The organism is Calothrix sp. CBUCES-K 9914 (assembly GCF_059640475.1).
In genome coordinates, this window is record NZ_JBXXZH010000207.1 from 1 (window position 1) to 17,117 (window position 17,117).

The 17,117-nt window shown below is 39.0% G+C and carries 21 protein-coding genes; 13 read left to right on the forward strand and 8 right to left on the reverse strand.

From position 1 onward, the window contains the following. Positions 1–297: 297 nt before the first annotated feature. Positions 298–1,803, reverse strand: coding sequence for a UbiD family decarboxylase (locus tag AC2JBO_RS33025; RefSeq protein ID WP_496957866.1), 1,506 nt, complete (start codon positions 1,801–1,803; stop codon positions 298–300). Between the two features lie 552 nt (positions 1,804–2,355). Here AC2JBO_RS33025 and AC2JBO_RS33030 point away from each other — a divergent pair. Next, the gene (locus AC2JBO_RS33030) at positions 2,356–2,904 is read left to right on the forward strand and encodes a L,D-transpeptidase (RefSeq protein WP_496957867.1); all 549 of its coding nucleotides are present in this window, start codon (positions 2,356–2,358) and stop codon (positions 2,902–2,904) included. Between the two features lie 80 nt (positions 2,905–2,984). On the opposite strand, the gene AC2JBO_RS33035 is transcribed toward AC2JBO_RS33030, so the two are convergent. Continuing rightward, positions 2,985–3,554 carry an ureidoglycolate lyase gene (locus tag AC2JBO_RS33035; protein WP_496957868.1) on the reverse strand — a complete coding sequence of 190 codons (570 nt, stop codon included), beginning with the start codon at positions 3,552–3,554 and terminating at the stop codon, positions 2,985–2,987. Next, complete coding sequence (locus AC2JBO_RS33040) at positions 3,551–4,405, reverse strand: polysaccharide deacetylase family protein (RefSeq protein ID WP_496957885.1); 855 nt, start codon at positions 4,403–4,405, stop codon at positions 3,551–3,553. Before AC2JBO_RS33040 ends, AC2JBO_RS33035 begins: the two co-directional genes overlap by 4 nt. A gap of 374 nt (positions 4,406–4,779) precedes the next feature. On the opposite strand from AC2JBO_RS33040, the gene AC2JBO_RS33045 reads away from it, so the two are divergent. Next, positions 4,780–4,950, forward strand: a complete 171-nt coding sequence (locus tag AC2JBO_RS33045; RefSeq protein ID WP_496957869.1) for a hypothetical protein — start codon at positions 4,780–4,782, stop codon at positions 4,948–4,950. 150 nt (positions 4,951–5,100) lie between these two features. Here AC2JBO_RS33045 and AC2JBO_RS33050 read toward each other — a convergent pair whose 3' ends face one another. The 3 genes from AC2JBO_RS33050 to AC2JBO_RS33060 form a co-directional block, all read right to left on the reverse strand. After that, positions 5,101–5,604, reverse strand: coding sequence for a HugZ family pyridoxamine 5'-phosphate oxidase (locus tag AC2JBO_RS33050; RefSeq protein ID WP_496957870.1), 504 nt, complete (start codon positions 5,602–5,604; stop codon positions 5,101–5,103). 251 nt (positions 5,605–5,855) lie between these two features. Next, positions 5,856–6,461 (reverse strand): vWA domain-containing protein, encoded by a 606-nt coding sequence (locus tag AC2JBO_RS33055; protein ID WP_496957871.1) that lies wholly within the window; start codon positions 6,459–6,461, stop codon positions 5,856–5,858. A gap of 43 nt (positions 6,462–6,504) precedes the next feature. Further along, on the reverse strand, positions 6,505–7,110 hold the full coding sequence (locus AC2JBO_RS33060) for a vWA domain-containing protein (RefSeq protein WP_496957886.1): 606 nt from the start codon (positions 7,108–7,110) through the stop codon (positions 6,505–6,507). A 341-nt stretch (positions 7,111–7,451) separates the two neighbouring features. Here AC2JBO_RS33060 and AC2JBO_RS33065 point away from each other — a divergent pair, with 341 nt between their 5' ends. The 3 genes from AC2JBO_RS33065 to AC2JBO_RS33075 all read left to right on the forward strand — a co-directional run bounded on the left by AC2JBO_RS33065 (position 7,452) and on the right by AC2JBO_RS33075 (position 9,940). Continuing rightward, positions 7,452–8,447: a hypothetical protein gene (locus AC2JBO_RS33065; RefSeq protein WP_496957872.1), complete on the forward strand. Its 996-nt coding sequence runs from the start codon at positions 7,452–7,454 to the stop codon at positions 8,445–8,447. A 201-nt stretch (positions 8,448–8,648) separates the two neighbouring features. Continuing rightward, the gene (locus tag AC2JBO_RS33070; RefSeq protein WP_496957873.1) at positions 8,649–9,209 is read left to right on the forward strand and encodes a hypothetical protein; all 561 of its coding nucleotides are present in this window, start codon (positions 8,649–8,651) and stop codon (positions 9,207–9,209) included. Between the two features lie 26 nt (positions 9,210–9,235). Next, complete coding sequence (locus tag AC2JBO_RS33075) at positions 9,236–9,940, forward strand: L,D-transpeptidase (protein ID WP_496957874.1); 705 nt, start codon at positions 9,236–9,238, stop codon at positions 9,938–9,940. Here the strand turns inward: AC2JBO_RS33075 and AC2JBO_RS33080 are convergent. After that, on the reverse strand, positions 9,924–10,751 hold the full coding sequence (locus AC2JBO_RS33080) for a creatininase family protein (RefSeq protein ID WP_496957875.1): 828 nt from the start codon (positions 10,749–10,751) through the stop codon (positions 9,924–9,926). The genes AC2JBO_RS33075 and AC2JBO_RS33080 overlap by 17 nt on opposite strands. Before the next feature lie 85 nt (positions 10,752–10,836). Between AC2JBO_RS33080 and AC2JBO_RS33085 the strand changes: the two genes are divergently transcribed. Then, on the forward strand, positions 10,837–11,544 hold the full coding sequence (locus AC2JBO_RS33085) for an ROK family protein (protein WP_496957876.1): 708 nt from the start codon (positions 10,837–10,839) through the stop codon (positions 11,542–11,544). Positions 11,545–11,678: 134 nt separating this feature from the next. Further along, a complete protein-coding gene (locus AC2JBO_RS33090) occupies positions 11,679–12,683 on the forward strand; it encodes an SDR family oxidoreductase (protein ID WP_496957877.1) in 1,005 nt (334 codons plus the stop codon). A gap of 155 nt (positions 12,684–12,838) precedes the next feature. On the opposite strand, the gene glgA is transcribed toward AC2JBO_RS33090, so the two are convergent. After that, a complete protein-coding gene (glgA, locus tag AC2JBO_RS33095) occupies positions 12,839–14,317 on the reverse strand; it encodes a glycogen synthase GlgA (RefSeq protein ID WP_496957878.1) in 1,479 nt (492 codons plus the stop codon). A gap of 365 nt (positions 14,318–14,682) precedes the next feature. Between glgA and AC2JBO_RS33100 the strand changes: the two genes are divergently transcribed. The 6 genes from AC2JBO_RS33100 to AC2JBO_RS33125 all read left to right on the forward strand — a co-directional run. After that, a complete protein-coding gene (locus tag AC2JBO_RS33100; protein ID WP_496957879.1) occupies positions 14,683–14,925 on the forward strand; it encodes a CTB family bacteriocin in 243 nt (80 codons plus the stop codon). 117 nt (positions 14,926–15,042) lie between these two features. Beyond that, positions 15,043–15,291, forward strand: coding sequence for a CTB family bacteriocin (locus tag AC2JBO_RS33105; RefSeq protein ID WP_496957880.1), 249 nt, complete (start codon positions 15,043–15,045; stop codon positions 15,289–15,291). 55 nt (positions 15,292–15,346) lie between these two features. After that, entirely contained in the window at positions 15,347–15,601 is a 255-nt protein-coding gene (locus AC2JBO_RS33110) for a CTB family bacteriocin (protein ID WP_496957881.1), read from the forward strand. 108 nt (positions 15,602–15,709) lie between these two features. Continuing rightward, on the forward strand, positions 15,710–15,955 hold the full coding sequence (locus AC2JBO_RS33115) for a CTB family bacteriocin (RefSeq protein WP_496957882.1): 246 nt from the start codon (positions 15,710–15,712) through the stop codon (positions 15,953–15,955). 348 nt (positions 15,956–16,303) lie between these two features. Further along, the gene (locus AC2JBO_RS33120; RefSeq protein ID WP_496957883.1) at positions 16,304–16,594 is read left to right on the forward strand and encodes a CTB family bacteriocin; all 291 of its coding nucleotides are present in this window, start codon (positions 16,304–16,306) and stop codon (positions 16,592–16,594) included. 21 nt (positions 16,595–16,615) lie between these two features. After that, positions 16,616–17,117: cyclic nucleotide-binding domain-containing protein (locus AC2JBO_RS33125; RefSeq protein WP_496957884.1), on the forward strand; the 502-nt coding region annotated here is incomplete at its 3' end.

Sequence of the window (17,117 nt, forward strand, 5' to 3'; positions counted from 1 at the left end):
GGTGGAATGTCACTGACTTAAGCATTTTGAGGCGCCAATAAATTGGGGTAGGGTGCGTGAAAGCTATTACTATCAAGCAATGTAACGCCAAATACAGTGCTTTCACGCACAATTAATACGTTAAGTAAGCAACATTCCACCTTACAATACGATACACATGATTAAACTTGGTGCGTAACGCCACATAATCATTGCTTCGTTCAATCTTGTTATAGCGTTACGCACCCTACAATTGATTTACATACAATACAATTGATTTACGTACAATACAATTGATTTACGTACAATACAATTGATTTACATGTCGTATCCAAATAAATTAGGATTGACTTCTCCTAATTGTAAATTATCTAAACCGTATTCAGCCCAGCGTCTTTGTACCATTGCAGCAACGTCTGGGTCGGACTCTAGCGGCGCCCCCCATTCGTGTTCTGTTTCTGGTGGTATTTTGGTAGTAGCATCAATTCCCATGCGTCCACCTAAACCTAGTTTCTCACTAGCAAAGTCTAAAGTGTCGAACGGTGTATTGGGTAAAATAAATACGTCGCGCGTTGGGTCAACTTTAGAACTTATTGCCCACACAACTTGACGTGGGTCACGAATATTTATATCTTTATCTACCACAATGACAAATTTTGTGTATGTAAACTGTGGTAAAGCACTCCAAAATGCTAAGGCCGCGCGACGAGCTTGTCCAGGGTATGCTTTATCTATAGATATAACTGCCGCTTTGTAACTCAACGCTTCCATTGGTAGGAAAAAATCTACTATTTCCGAAACCTGTTGACGTAAAATCGGTGTATATATACGGTTAAGCGCAATAGCCATCATCGCTTCTTCTTTTGGTGGGCGCCCGCTAAATGTGGTTAAATAAATAGGGTCTTTACGATGCGTCATGCATTGAAAACGTACTAACGGTGAATCTTCCACACCACCGTAATACCCCATATGGTCTCCAAATGGCCCATCAGGTAATACTTCACCTGGTGTAATTGTACCTTCAAGTACTATCTCTGAATCAGCAGGAACTTCCAAATCAACCGTTTTACATTTCGCTAAACTGACACCACTACCACCATACAAACCAGCAAATAACCACTCCGATAAATCTACAGGTATCGGTGTTGCTGCCGCCATAATAATCAAAGGGTCTACACCCAATGCAATTGCCACCTCTAACTTTTTACCACGCTCCGCCGCCTTCCGTAAATGACGGGCGCCTCCTCTTACCGATAACCAATGTACGGTCATCGTATTCTGAGATTGTAGCTGTAAACGATACACACCAACATTCGGTACACCAGTCTCACAATCCTTTGTAATTACCAGCCCAAGCGTAATTATCTTACCTGCATCACCTGGATACGGATGTATCATTGGTATTTTATTTAAATCTAAATCATCACGCTGTATAACCACCTGCTGACATGCTGGAAAAAAATCACGTCCAGGTTTAGCTTTAACCACATCAAATAAAACCTTACCAAAATCAATAGCCTGAGAAATTTTTTTCGGTGGTTTTGGTTGTTGTAACATCGCAAGCTTTTTCCCCAAGTCTTCCAACTCTAGGGGATGCTCCATATTCATTGCCCAACATATACGCTCTACCGTCCCCATTAAATTTATCGCAACAGGGAACGCGGCGCCTTTGACGTTCTCAAAAATTAAACCTGGACCACCTTGAGCGAGCATCCGGTTGGAAATCTCAGCAATTTCTAAATTTGGGTCAACAGCAGCACTAATTCGCCGTAATTGTCCTCTTTCTTCCAATATCTTAATAAATCCACGTAAATCGCGTGCCATTCTACAAACTACCAAATAATTAAGAACTGTTAAGCGCTCTCTATATTATCCTTCTTTCTTTGCGTACTTTGCGCCCTTTGCGGTTCGTTTCATAAACTGTGACACCACAAAATTTGTCACAGTCGTTCTTTTAGTAGCTTAGTATTTCATAGTAATTTATTGGATAATTGGCAAGGCGCCTGTCTTTATGAACGAAGGGTTGTTTATATATATCAGTACTTGATGACGAATTCTGGGGACTCTCAGTATAACGTCCTTAAACAGAATAAACATAGGGTGTGTGACGCTATAAAAAACTTCAACGAAGCAACAAAACTTGTAGCGTCACGCACCAAATTTATTTTACATAAAATGCGGAATTTGTTTATAAGCAGTGAAGTTAATTAATACAACCATTGGGTGATAACTATCTACTTAGATATAAATTAAAATAATTATACCAGAGTCGGTGCGTGACGCTACAAGTGTTGTAATGACGCTCTTGTTCCTTATGGCGGCACGCACCCTACATTAAACATAAACATTAAACATAAATTAGGAGGTTTGTGACATATGATGGTCAACGGCCGTAAAAGTTATATGCGTAAATTCTCTTTATTAGCAGCAATTTCTGTTTTAACAACTTTAAATGTAGTTAATATTGTAACTCCTGCGGCTAAAGGCGAGACAAAGGTGCCTGCTCCAACTGCGGTAGTATCAAAATCACAGAAAATAGCTCAAAAGATAGATGAACTAAAGCAGTCACAGGAACGTTGGATAGAAATAAATCTTAAGCGGCAGAAATTAACTGCTTGGGAAGGAAATAAAGTTATATATCAAACTACTATTTCATCAGGTAAAAAGTCTACACCTACACTGACTGGAGTATACGCTGTTCAAACAAAATTACGCAAAGCGAGAATGCGTGGCGACGATTATGATATTCCTGATGTGCCTTATACAATGTACTATGACGGTAGTTATGCAATTCACGGCGCCTATTGGCATAATAACTTTGGCACACCTGTTAGTCACGGTTGTGTAAATTTACCACCCAAAAAAGCACAGCTAATATTCAACTGGGCAAAAGTCGGAACCCCTGTTGTTGTCAGTCGCTCTTAATTTCCTTTACGACCTCCGTGGTAAGATAATATTTTACCACAAAGTAGAGACGCTCAGAACCGGAGCGTCTTTACAGAGAGTCATACATCAAGTTGAATTTGGGAACCTAATCTTTTAGGTAATGAGATTTTATAAACATCACCTTGGTTCATTTCTCCTGGTTCTTTCATTTCGCTTAACGCTGTTACTACTTCATCGGAGTTTGCCGTTAGGATGACAACGGGTGAGGAGCAAGCGATAGGAAAATCATGCCATGTACCCAGGTGTAGCAATAAACCGTGTCCTGCCGGAAAACGCAGCGCTTTGACTTGATTTAAATCCGGTAATTGATTATCATCAGCACTGGGAGGTGCCATAACCATAATGAAAGGTGACTGTCCTAATCCAATAAACATCTGTGTCATGTGCATATGACGTTCTAACCAGGTAATTTTGGGATATCCCGGCATAATTTTAGCAGTTCTAAAAGTGGCAGTACCGCGATAGCTAAAGTCGATATTTTCACCTTCAATAACGCGCTCTTGATAAAAAGGTATTCCCAAACCAGGTTTACTTACATCATCACCAAGTAAATATCCATATGGTTTGATATTTTCTTGGGTTGCATCAATAACAGGAATCGTTAAAGTTTTAGTTTGTGATATTGTCATGATAATTTGGTAAAATGTTTATATATAGCCTCGCCTGTAGTTATCCAGGTATTGGACTGACTTTTAATATATGATAGACATTGTTTGAGATACTTCATTCGTAATGGTTGACCGACTATGAAGGGATGTAAACCTATTGCCATTACCCGCGCGCTTTTTTCTCCATCCAACCAAAGTTGGTCGAACTGGTCTTGTATCGCTTGTGCAAACTCGGCGCTGGAAAATCGATTACTCAAACACAGCGTAATATCATTAGCTTCAATTGTATACGGTATAGCTAACATTCGACTATCTTTAACAGGATACCAATAAGGTTGGTCATCGTTAACCCAATCAGCAGTATATAATATTCCTTTTTCGTGTAATAATTCAAAAGTAGACTCAGTAATTGAAAACCCTGGTGTCAACCATCCTTTAGGTAATTGACCCGTTGCCTGCTTTAATAAACTTAAGGTTTGATCGATTGTTTGCGTTTCTGTTGCTTTATCCATAGAGCTATGACCAGTAGAATTATTAATACCGTGTGCCATAACTTCCCAGCCATGTTCTTGAATAGCTGTGATAATTTCAGGGTATAACTCACAAATTTCGCCATTAACTGCGGCAGTTACGGGTATTTCCAACTCAGCAAACAATTCAAATAGGCGCCATATCCCGACTCTATTACCATAGTCTCTCCACCCATAGTTAGCAATTTCAGGTTGACTATTTAAATGTGGTTGAATAGCAGTACCAAGCTTGCCAAAGGTAAAATGTTCAACATTCATCACTACCCAAACAGCTACCCGTTCATTGTTGGGCAGCTTCCAAGGTACACGCTGATTAACTGAGTCAAACGAAGGTGGATGCAGCATAAAGTCAGATTACAAGCTAACAGTCAGCAATTTTAACTCATACCCGCTCTCACCATCAACCCATATAGGCTTATATAATCTTTGTATAATAAACATATACCATGTAGGGTGTGTAACGCCATAACAATCTTTCAACGGAGCAAAAAATTCGTAGCGTTACGCACCTAACTTAATATAGCAATTTTATATAAGTTGTAAAAATTATATCCGCGTAAAGACCGAATTAATACGGTCTGTACAAAATGCGGATTTCACTAATGATGAACAGATTGCTATATAATAAAATGCATCTTCACATCTTCGTAGCAAAGAAAATTTGTAAAAACTTTTTTTATAAGTTTCCAAATCTTAGCCGAGGAGAAATAGAAACTATGCTTGACTTAAGTGAATTCAAAAAAAGCAGATTGTATCAAAGTGTAAGGGAAGAAAACTGGTTGCAGCTTGTACCTAAGTTGCTTGACGAAGGATTGAGTATTGAGCGAATTGCTCAAATTCTAGAAACTGATGTTGAGTCTGTTAGAAAAGCAGCACAGCAAAAGTAATGTGATTTATTTAGCTGGGGTTACAGGTTGCTCCTGCGTTCTTGGCGCCCAAATTTTGCCTGGACGCAAACCGACCCCATCAACAAACTGTCGCTATGGTAAATATATATTAATATGTGATAGCGTTACACATCATACGTACATGCATAATCAATATATAGATTCGTCAACAGTAATATCAACCAAGGTATCAAGGTTGTCAGCACGAACATTATACGCGGCGCCAAACTCAGTGACAAACCTGCCTTGATAGGGTGTAAGGTGAAAAATTCGCTGGTCAGGTAAATTCCGTAATTGTTGAATTATCTCACCAAAGCGTTCTTCATACTTTCCTAATACCTGATACCACAATTCGGTGTTCTGCTCGACTAACTTGGCACCACAATCATATGTTAGTCGGCGCCGTGCGAATATTTCCTGAGTTTGTAACTCATCCTCAATAAACATTACACTGGCGAGAGGCGCCGTATAAAGATTTTGCGTGTGAGTTGAGAGTCCACTCACATAAACGTAAATATTCTTGGTTTCATCCATAACAAACGGAGCATAGCTAACATTAGGCAGACCATTTGCACTGACTGTACCTAGCATCAAACTTTTAAACTCATCTACGAACACTCGATAAGCAGCGATAGCAACTTCGATTTGTGACATAGGGAGATTTTACTGTAAGTAATAGGGAAACATGTACGCTTAACATATACACTTAACAAACTAGCATAAATAATTATTTACACTTGTTCGCTGAACTACTTTGTTTTGTTTTAGACAATTTGAATACGTTTCGTTTTGTGTCATACTGAACGTAGTGAAGCATCTTGCGTATATTCAATTTAGATTCTTCGCTGCGCTCAGAATGACAAATTTAGACTTTATCCCACTTTTAAAACATGTTCTGAATAATCTTAATCATTTATTGCGTTCAAAAGAACTTCAGATAAGCTCATATCTTCCATATCTTCCATTGTAATGGTGTCACAAATATCAAATTTGGCGCCAGCACTTTGTAATTCATCATCGAGTACTTTCAAGAAGCGTGTAGCTTGTTGGTCAGTACCGACTTGAATAAAAGAAAGTGCTAACTCTTCATCGCGTTCCATACGTCGAGAAGCTTCGATAATAACTCGCATTACAGCTTTACGGTCATCGGGTTCACCGTCTGTTATTACTAAAATTGTCTCACCATTGGGTTTGGTTTGCCCAGCATTTTTACGTTCAAAATAATTATCGGTAGCATGTTTTAATACACCCGCTAAATCGGTAGTTCCCGATGGGTCATTTTCTATGAATATTTGTGACACTTTGGTTGATGTCACATTTTCATATCGTTTGAATTTACCGGAAAACACGTAAACAGTAATTCCGTCAGTATCAAACTGTTCACATTTACTTGCGAGTGCAAAAGTAGACTCTTGTGCAGCAAACCAGCGGTTTTTGCCCCCCTTTTGGTCGGGGGTTGCCATACTACCGCTTTTATCAATAATTAATGTGTAATCACGATTTTCCAACATCGTTATATCTCCAAATATCAATTAACTGCCATTCAACTGACAATTAATCATTAATCGCATTCATCAAGATTTCTGCAAGACTCATGTCTTCCATATCATCGAGTGTAACGGTATCACAAATATCATACTTGGCGCCGACACTAGTCAATTGGTCATCAAGTGCTTTCAAAAATTTAGTAGCTTGTGGGTCAGAACCGACTTGAATTAAGGAAATAGCTAATTCTTCATCTCGTTCCATTTGTCGGGATGCATTAATAATTACCTCAAATACAGCTTTTCGATCATCAGGCTCACCGTCTGTCACTACTATTATAGTCTCACCGTTTGGCTTAGTTTGACCACTAGCTTTACGTTGAAAGTAGTTGTCAGTAGCGTTTTGTAGCACTCCCGCTAAATTAGTGGTTCCTGCTGGGTCATTTTCCATGAAGATTTGTGCTACTTTTGCCGAGGTAACATCATCGTAACGTTTGAACTTTCCAGAAAATACATATACAGTAATCCCATCAGGGTCAAATTGTTCACACTTACGCGCGAGTGCAAGTGTAGACTCCTGTGCAATGTCCCAACGACTTTTACTCCCCACTTGGTCGGGAGTAGACATACTGCCACTTTTATCGATAATCAGTGTGTAGTCACGGTTGCTTGTCATATCACTCATATATCCTACTTAAATATCAGCTAGATACTATCCTGCTGTACCAGTGTAACCGTTTGAATCCTGCTGATACCAATTTTCAAAATTTTCAAACTCTAGTGGTGCCTTTTTCTCTGAAAATAGAATATTATCCCAATTTTGATGAGTATATTTTTCCGAAAACTTTCCGGATGCTTCTGAAGTCTATACCATCACAGTAAAAACACTTAAATTAAATGATACATTAGCCAAAATACTTAAGTAATACTGGCAGGATTATCAAAAAAGTTTAATGTGCGTACTGTTAAGATACAAAGCTTTTACCAACTCACAAATAATTAACAGGATGTAATCTTATGTTTTCTAACAAACATGCTTTAATCGGTTTAGCTGTTTCAGCAACTTCAATTTTACTTGGAAATGCAGCTATTGCTCAAACAGTTAACCAAGAACTTGATGGTAGCGCAGTAGGTCCTGATACTCATGTTGAGATGAGTAACTTTACCGTCAACCCAACAGGTAGTTTAAACCAGAAGGTTCATTGTGAAGCAAGAAACAATATACCTGTTGACCCCAGTTGTAAAGGAAATAATACTGCTATTTACGGTAATAGCACATCATCCAATAACAACAACAATAACAACAATAACAACAATAACAATAACAACAATATTCCAAGTTTGAATCAGAACGTTGAAAACGGTGGAAGCAATACAACAGTTATCACTCCTAACACAGCGACTTCAACTAGCGGAGCAAATGCTAAAGTAAATAATAGTGGTAACAGTCAAAATACTAATTCGTCAACTAGTGCTGGTGGTAGTGCAAATAGCAGTGCAAACGTTGGTAATATCACTACTGGCGGAACATCCGTATCACCCTCTACACGAGTTAAAGTTGACGGAGACCAGTATAATAATATCCAATTTGGAAATCAGGCGCCTGGAACAGGTGGTGAAGCATTTTCTTTCCAATACCGTTCAGCTTGCGGGACATCGGTAGGTTATCGTCAAGGTTTTGCACTGAAACCAAAACGTATTGGTGGTGGTGGTTTAGGTTTTGCGCTTGATGTTTCGAGTACAGATATAGATACAATTGATAATCGTTCGGGTGTACAAAGCAAAATGGACAACGCTTTTACTACAGCTTTAGGTGTGGTTGATAATCAACAAACGTTTGAAAGACGTTTAAATATTGGTACAGTATCACGTCAGGAAGCAGAAACTCGTGCAATCGCAAATTGCGCTCCTAGTAATCCGATCATTCGTAATGTCTCAACTGAAGGTAAAGTTGTAATTCAACGCGAATTTGTAGAAAAACCACGCACCTGTACAGCGCGCGGTTGTAATTAGTGGTCTATGTCAATAGTTTTGGTGTGTTCTCTCTTCTTAATTCTTCCTTTGCGTTCTTTGCGTTCTTTGCGGTTCGTTTTTTCTACTCCCCAAATTTAATGACACGAACTACTAGAGTCGGTGCGTGACGCTACTACAACTGCGCTTCGTTTCAGAATTTTGGTAGTGTCACACACCCTACTAAATTTAAACAGGTGTATTATGAACATTAAATTAATTCATCGGCTCACAACAGCTATAATTATTTCATTATCCACAAGTACAGTAGTAACAGGACAAACAACTCCAGTAAAAAATGCCCAAGCGTTACTAAACAGAACTCCACACGCAATGTTAATCAAGCGTGAAATTAATCCAGGGATAGCAACATTTACTCGTCAAAATGGTTGTTATTTGAAAACTGCTTCGTACACAAATTATTTAGATGACGGAACTATCCTAACAACTCCTTACTATTTAGCAGGTTCTGGTCAAACTGTTGCAGAATGGCGCCAAGAATATAAACAACCTTGGAAGTCACAGTTAACTGACTATGAAGGAGGAGAAACAAAAGTTATGCTTTTGCAAGTTGGAAGACATCCATCAGTTCCAATTAAAGTTGAAGTCAGCGATAAAATGGTATTTGATGCACAAACTATATGTGCTGTAGGCGCCTATCGAATCTTTGGAAGAAACATCAAATTAATTAGACCAATATCTGAATACCAAGATAACTTAAATATGCCCCTAACTCAAGGATGGGAAACAAACTTTACATATTAATTATGTGCGCCTAAATTTCATCTATTATGTTAAAAACAGCTACTTTACGTCACTTCTTATACATTCTTACAACTATCGCCGTAAATTTAAACCTGACAACAATAAAAGCTGATGCCGCTCAAATATACGCTTATGATTATAATTACTTAGATACTAACGTAAAATCTTACTATGATTCTACCATAACAGAACAAAATAATAAATGTTTAGATGGACTAATTAAACAATTACCTCAAACGGGAGACAGAGAAACAACAGAAGCTTGTCTCAACACGTTTGGCTATAATCCTGATAAAAACATCAAGTCACCAGTGATGATTATTTTGGAAACAGGCAATTCATCACAAATTACAACTACTATTATTTACAAAAGTCAAAATAAAACAGTACGAGAAAAGTTTAAAGCAGTAGGCGCCCGTTATCAAGAGTGGTATCCACCAAAAGGAATATATAGCCTAGATTATATTAAGCCAGATAACAGCGCCAGTTTTAAACCAGCATACGCCAACTTTTATTCACCTCAAGGGAAAAGAGATAAAAACGGTCATTCAGTCAATATAGGATTTCATGGACGTGAAGGTAATTTAATGGCAGGAGGAGGTTCCAATGGTTGTTATCGTCACCGTGTTGTAGATATGGAGCGAGTCATGACAATAATCAAAAAAGCTGGAAATGTTGCAAATCTGCCATCAAACTGGTATGAAAATACTTTACCTATTGCTTTTCTGTAACACCGATATTCAAGGGATGAGGTTGACGGAAGGTGTAAATATCTTTGATCGCAGTCACCCAACCATCAGAAACAGATTCAAGAATTTGTATACCTTTTTCTTTAGTTGCTGTAGTCGCATCACCTATTACACCACTTTCGCTTAAATCTCTTGTTGTCCATGCAAAAGGTAATTTACCTTCGGCTGATAGTAAGCTACCACTCGGTTGTTCAGGTGGATACTCACAAAGCGCGCGCTCCATTTTTACTTGTTCGGGTAAAAGCGCTAAAATAATACTAGTTTCTAAATCTCCAGCGTGCATACCTAATTGGGCTTCTTTGGGTGTTACCAACTCCTTGGCAATATGCGGAACACGCCATGTAAATAATGGAAACACAGCAAAATCACTGTACTTAACGTGTAAATCGCGCGCGACCATTTGCATTACTTGTGGTTGTCCACCATGAGAATTCATTAACACTAACTTTCTAAAACCTGCACGGTATAAACTATCACCAACTTCCATTAAGATTGCAGAAAGTGTTTCTGTACTAAGAGTTATAGTTCCGGGGAAATGCCAATGCTCATTTGATTTACCGTAGTAAAGGGATGGCATTGCATAAGCAGGGACATTGGAATCAAGTTTTTCTAAAGCTTTTCCTAATACTCCCATACCAATAGCTGCATCCACAATTAATGGTAGATGTGGACCATGCTGTTCGATAGCTCCCACAGGCTGAATAATAACAACATTTTCCTTATCTGGCATTGCCTCGATATCTGTCCATGTCAAATATGGAAAAAAACGCGCGGGAGGGATAAAACTATGCATAGCTTATATATTATGTAGTCCTTAACTGAGATTTTACCTGGGTTAGGCAAATTAGTTAAATAGTATACAAGGAGAACAAATTTCAATGGCTGATACAGACGCATCTACTCGCACTTTATCGATAGATATTGGTGGTAGCGGTATAAAAGTAATGGTTTTAGACGAAAAGGGTAACTCTTTGAGCGAACGTATACGTTTAGATACTCCACAACCTGCAACACCAGAAGCGGTATTAGATACAATTACACAGTTAGTAACATCTGTTGGCGAGTTCGATAGAATTTCTGCGGGGTTTCCTGGAGTTGTACGCGCGGGAGTTACAGAAACTGCTGTAAACTTAAATCCTGAATGGATAGGTTTTGATTTGGCAAGTCAATTATCAAAACGTTTACAAAAGCCCGCGCGGGTAATAAATGATGCTGATATGCAGGGTTTTGGCGCTGTAGCGGGAAAAGGTGTAGAGTTAGTAATAACTTTGGGTACAGGTTTTGGGTCTGCCTTGTTCCTCAACGGTAAATTAGTGCCAAATTTAGAAATGGGACATCATCGTTTCCGAAAAGGTGAGACGTATGAAGAACAACTTGGACGTGCAGCGTTAGAAAAAGTTGGTGAAGCAAAATGGAACGAAAGATTAGGAAAAGCAATTAAATCACTACAACATTTATTTAACTATGATTTTTTGTATATCGGTGGTGGTGAAGCTAAGTTAGTCAAACTTAAGCTAGCCGAAAATACCAAAATTATTTCAAATCTTAACGGTTTGTTAGGTGGTATTCATTTATGGAATGATTGATTTTAGAGACGTTACATGTAACGTCTCTACATTTGTCCCCCTTCCACAGACATAGTTGATGTTCAACCTGTCGAATGATGCAACTATCTGTAATAAAACTTATTACAAGTAAAGTAGAGTAGTAATTATGATTTATGCTTTTAAAACCAATTAATCAACAAGTAGTCGCCATAATGGGCGCCTCAAGTGGTATCGGTAGGTTAACAGCGTTTATGTTCGCACAAAGAGGCGCCAAGGTGATGGTGTCGGCGCGGTCGGAAGCTGGGTTAAAATCGTTAGTAGATGAAATACGTTTATTTGGTGGTGAAGTAGAGTACGTTGTTGCTGATGTAAGTTCCCTTGAACAAGTTAGAAATTTTGTTGAGAAAACAGTAGCACGGTATGGGCGCCTAGATACGTGGGTAAATGCAGCAGCTACAGGTGTAATGGGTAAATTTGAAGATATTACACCCGAAGAATTTCAGCGTGTAATAGACGTAACATTAATGGGTCAAGTAAATGGTGTGACGGTAGCTTTACCTTACATCAAACAACAAGGAGGAGCAATAATTTGTGTTTCTTCAATGGAAGGAAGGAGAAGTTTACCGTTGCAAAGTCCATATTCGACGGCAAAACATGGTGTAGAGGGATTTTTAGAAGCTTTGCGTGTTGAGTTAATGCACGAAAAGGCGCCTGTTAGCGTCACTTCTATATTACCAGCAGTGATAAACACACCGTATTACAGTAAAATTCGGACTAAGTTAGGAGTAAAGCCAACAGGAATACCACCTTATTATGAACCGCGCGTTGTTGCAGAAGCAATTATTTATGCAGCAGAACATCCAACGCGCGATTTTATAGCCGGAGATGTTGGTAGAGTATTAGACGTGCTGCAAAAACTCTCACCACAGTTAATAGATACAATATTAGCGACGATAGGTTTTCAGGGACAGCGCACCACAGAACCAAAATCAGAATCGGCACCCGATAATTTATATGAACCGATTGAAGGTTATGATAAAATAGAGGGTGATTTTGGTAAGTTAGTAATACCAAGTTTTCTAGATAACTTGGACAGAAACCCAGTATTAAAGTGGGGACTAGCTGGTGCAGTCGGTGTTGCTGCAATTTTAGGCTTACTCCCCAAAAATCAAGCTTAGTAAGTAATATCATGTCCGGGAACGTAACCATAATAAAATCCTTGTAGAGACGCGAAATTTCGCGTCTCTACATTGTCGGGAATTATGGGTAATAGCCGGACATGATATCAGGGGTAATTTACCTACAGTACGCTTTGTGACATCTCTACATTTTGTTACCCTTTATGGCGAATAGTATCGTATATTTCTATATACTTTTCGCTGGGATGATTCCATGAATAGTCATACTCCATTCCTTGAAGTGCTAGCTGACGGAACAGTTCTGGACTAATATTATACAAATCAACCGCGCGTCCTAGTGCTGATTCCAAAGCATAGTTATCTAACTCAAAGAATACAAAACCATTGCGTGTTTCTTGCGGGTGCATTTGGTCGTAGTCCCAGTCAAACACGGTATTTACCAATCCACCGACACCTCGCACAACTGGAACTGTGCCATATTTTAGACCAATGATTTGAGTTAATCCACATGGTTCATAATTACTAGGAACAACAATCATATCAGCGCCTGCGTAGATGAGGTGCGATAATTCCTCGTTGAAAGCTAACTCAATGTGTGCATCAGAGTTTTCTGCAAGGAACGATTGTTCGTGAACGAACCAACTATTGATACTAGGTTCAGTGGCAGCACCGAGTAAAACAAATTGGGCGCCGCGTTCGAGTGCATAATAAATGGAGTGGTGAACTAAATGTACACCTTTTTGAGCATCGAGGCGCCCGATGTAAGCAATTAGGGGTTTATCACTATCAGCCAACTTCAAGCGTTCACGTAAAGCTTTTTTGTTATATTGTTTCTGTTCAAAATCTTCTGTTGTGTAGTGGAAAGGAATATACTTATCAGCTTCAGGATTCCAAAACCCATAGTCAATACCGTTGAGGACTCCTTGGAATTTGTCCTTATGTAAGTATAAAGTATGCCCTAACCCACAGCCAACTTCTGTATGCTCTGCTTCCCAAGCATGATGTGGGGATACTGTAGTGACGGCATTTGAGTAAACAATACCCGCTTTCATCATATTTAATGCAAACGGATTAAAGTTATCTTGTAACTTGTGGTACTGGTAATAATACTCAGGACGGTTCAAACCAGTCGCTTCCAAAATCTCGTTTCCAAACATACCTTGATGTTTGAAGTTGTGGATAGTGTAGCAAACGCGCTGGAACTCCAGTCCATGATACTTATACACCTCATATAACATGACTGGAATTAGGCCAGTTTGCCAGTCGTGACAATGAATAATATCTGGACATTTATTACTTTGCTGTAAAAATTGTAAAGCGGCTTTACTAAAAAAAGCAAAGCGCATACTGTCGTCGTTGCACCCGTAATAGCATCCACGATGGAAGAAATTATCTTCTGAGTGTGGTTCGATGAAGAAACAAACTCGCCCGTGTACCCAACCGCAGTATACAGAACAGTGAATTCTTCCACCATACCAGGGCACCCACAAATCTCGGTAGGCCTCATGTAATCCCCATATATGGTCATAGCGCATACAGTCATACATGGGAAGAATCAATTCGACGCAATGTCCCTTGCTCTCCAACTCCGTACTCAGTCCGTACACTACATCACCTAAGCCACCTGCTTTAATTACAGGCGCGCACTCTGAGGCTATTTGTACGATGTACATTTGCTACCCCCCTGCTTAATAAAAGTTAATCTTATCCATCTTCTAAAGTATATGCAATATTACTCACTCGAACACATTTATGTTGGTGTTGATGCAAGATACAGGCAGGGATGCCTGTTCCACAAGAGGGGTTTTGGGTTTTACAAGAGGGTTCTCCAACTTTAGTATGACTCTTTTCGATGGAGATAGGGCGCCTTATAGTCCGAACCTTTTTCCGATGTTCAACTGGGAGAAGAATTCATATTATGAACACATGAAAGGAAAACGAGCGCAGCCAAGCGACTGAAATAAAAAACGGTTTCAACACTGCGAAGTTCTTTCTTAAACTCTCAAATCCAACAATTATACAGTAACGGAGAAAAACAATGTCTAACGAAATCAACGCAGTAGAATTATCCAACGATGAACTTGATAACGTAGCAGGAGGTTTAGCTATTAGTTTGGGTGATGTTGGTGGGTTTGCTTCGGATGCATCTAACGTCTTTTCGCAAAAGAATTTATCAGTAGGTCAGCAAACTTTTGCAGGTCCTGGTGGTAGCTATACAGGTTCTGTTACCAACTACCAAGAAATTATTAGCAAAGCTGGTCAAGCTATTGCAGCTAAGTAGGGTGCGTGACGCTACTAAAATTTTGAAATGAAGCGCACTAATTAGTAGCGTCACGCACCGTACATTTTTCGGCATTTTCATTAATTCGTTCAAATAGTAATTACAAAGGAGTAAAAAGTGTCTAACGAAACTAATATTGATGCTATTGAATTATCTCTAGACGAACTTGATAATTGTTCTGGTGGTTTATCTTTGATTCTTGGTGATATTGGCGGTTTTGCTTCGAGTGCCAACAATAGTTTTTATCAAAAAACATTGAATGTTGCTCAACAAACTTATGCGGGTCCAAATGGTAGCTACACTGGTTCACTATTTAACTTCACAGAAACTACATCTACTGCTGGTCAAAATATTGCTATCAGCTAATTTTATTTAATCTTTGACAAGTACAGAAATCATTCATAACAAAGGAGTCAAAATCATGAATTACGAACAAAACAACACCAACGCAGTTGAGCTTTCCATTGATGAACTCGATACCGTTGCAGGTGGTTTAGCTATTAGCTTAGGTGATTTAAAAGGGTTTACATCTGATGCATCAAATAGCTTTTCACAAAAAAATTTAGCTGTAGGTCAACAAACTTTCGCAGGTCCTGGTGGTAGCTACACAGGTTCTGTGACTCAATTACAAAATATTTCATCTGGTGCTGGTCAAGGTATCGCTATCGGTTTCTAACATCTTTCTAACATCTTTCTAACATCTTCAATGGGTAGGCGCCTACAACTTACCTATTTCTAACAATTTCACTCTTATCAAATACACACAATTACTGGAGTATACATCATGTCTAACGAATTAAACAACGCAGTAGAACTTTCCGTTGATGAACTTGATACCGTTGCAGGTGGTTTGTCTATTAGCTTGGGTGATGTTGGGGGGTTTGCATCTGATGCATCAAATAGCTTTTCGCAAAAGAATTTAGCTGTAGGTCAACAAACTTTCGCAGGCCCCGGTGGTAGCTATACAGGTTCTGTTGTTAATGTACAAGATCTCTTTAGCAAAGCGGGTCAAGCTATTGCTGCTAAGTAAATTTTGCAACGGTAGGGTGCGTGATGCTACTTAAATTTGAAAACGAAGCGCAGTACTGGTAGCGTCACGCACCTTACTTTTGTTTGTCTTTTGTTTGTAACCAAACCAGTCACCCACAACCCTTGGTAGAGACATGAGAACCTCATGTCTCTATTTATTTTTCTAATTTCTTTCTCAAGTTGCATAAGTCTCTTATCCTCTGAAATAGTCTACTTTTACAACCCATATATCTTTTATTCACTCAAACACTTACAGCTTTGTCGGTGCGTGACGCTACAAGTCCTATAACTACGTTAATGTTTTTTCGTAGCGTCACGCACTTTACGTTCTTTATCTAAGGTGGAAAAAATGCCGAATGATTTTGATGAAGTAAATAACCATTCTCCTGTTGAATTGTCCCAAGAAGAACTTGATGGAATCTCTGGTGGTATCAGTATATTTGTATCTGGTTCAACTTTCCAAAGAAGTGATGTTTTTGCACAGTCACGAAAACGTTCGCGTCGTGGAGGTAGTAGTTCTAGCTTTGGCAGTTCACAAATATCTTCGTCTGCATTTCAAATTATGGGTATCGGTTTAAATTCCTCTGAGGATATTATGACCTTTTTTAGAGGGATTTTCGGGTTTTTCGGTAGAAGATAAACGTTGGTAATGGGAGTTATTATGTCAGAGGTTCTACTTAAGGAACTTAGTAATCAAGACATTGATTGGATGTTGGCAACTGGGGAAAGGGTGGAAATTGCACCCGGTACGATTTTAGTTGAGCAGGGTCAACCACTGGATACACTATATATATTACTTGACGGCAAGTTAACGGTGGTGTTGAATCAAGGAATTACAGACCCTTTAGGTCGTGCATTTGCTGTACTGGAGGGTGGAGTACCTGAAAGAGAAATCGCGCGTTTGGTAAATGGAGATATTATTGGGGTTCCTTTAGTTGAGAATGGTTTATCTTCTACTACTGTTTGTGCAAGAAAAAAATCTTTAGTTTTAGCTATTCCGAATGCTCTACTTATCAAAAAACTACAGCAAGATTTAAACTTTGCCGCACATTTATATCGAGCGTTTGCTGTAATGCTTGCTAACCGTCTTCAGCAAATGATGCAAGAGTTAAGAAGCAGTACAACAGTTTTGAGTAAACCCCAGTTACGGGAAGCTTTAATTA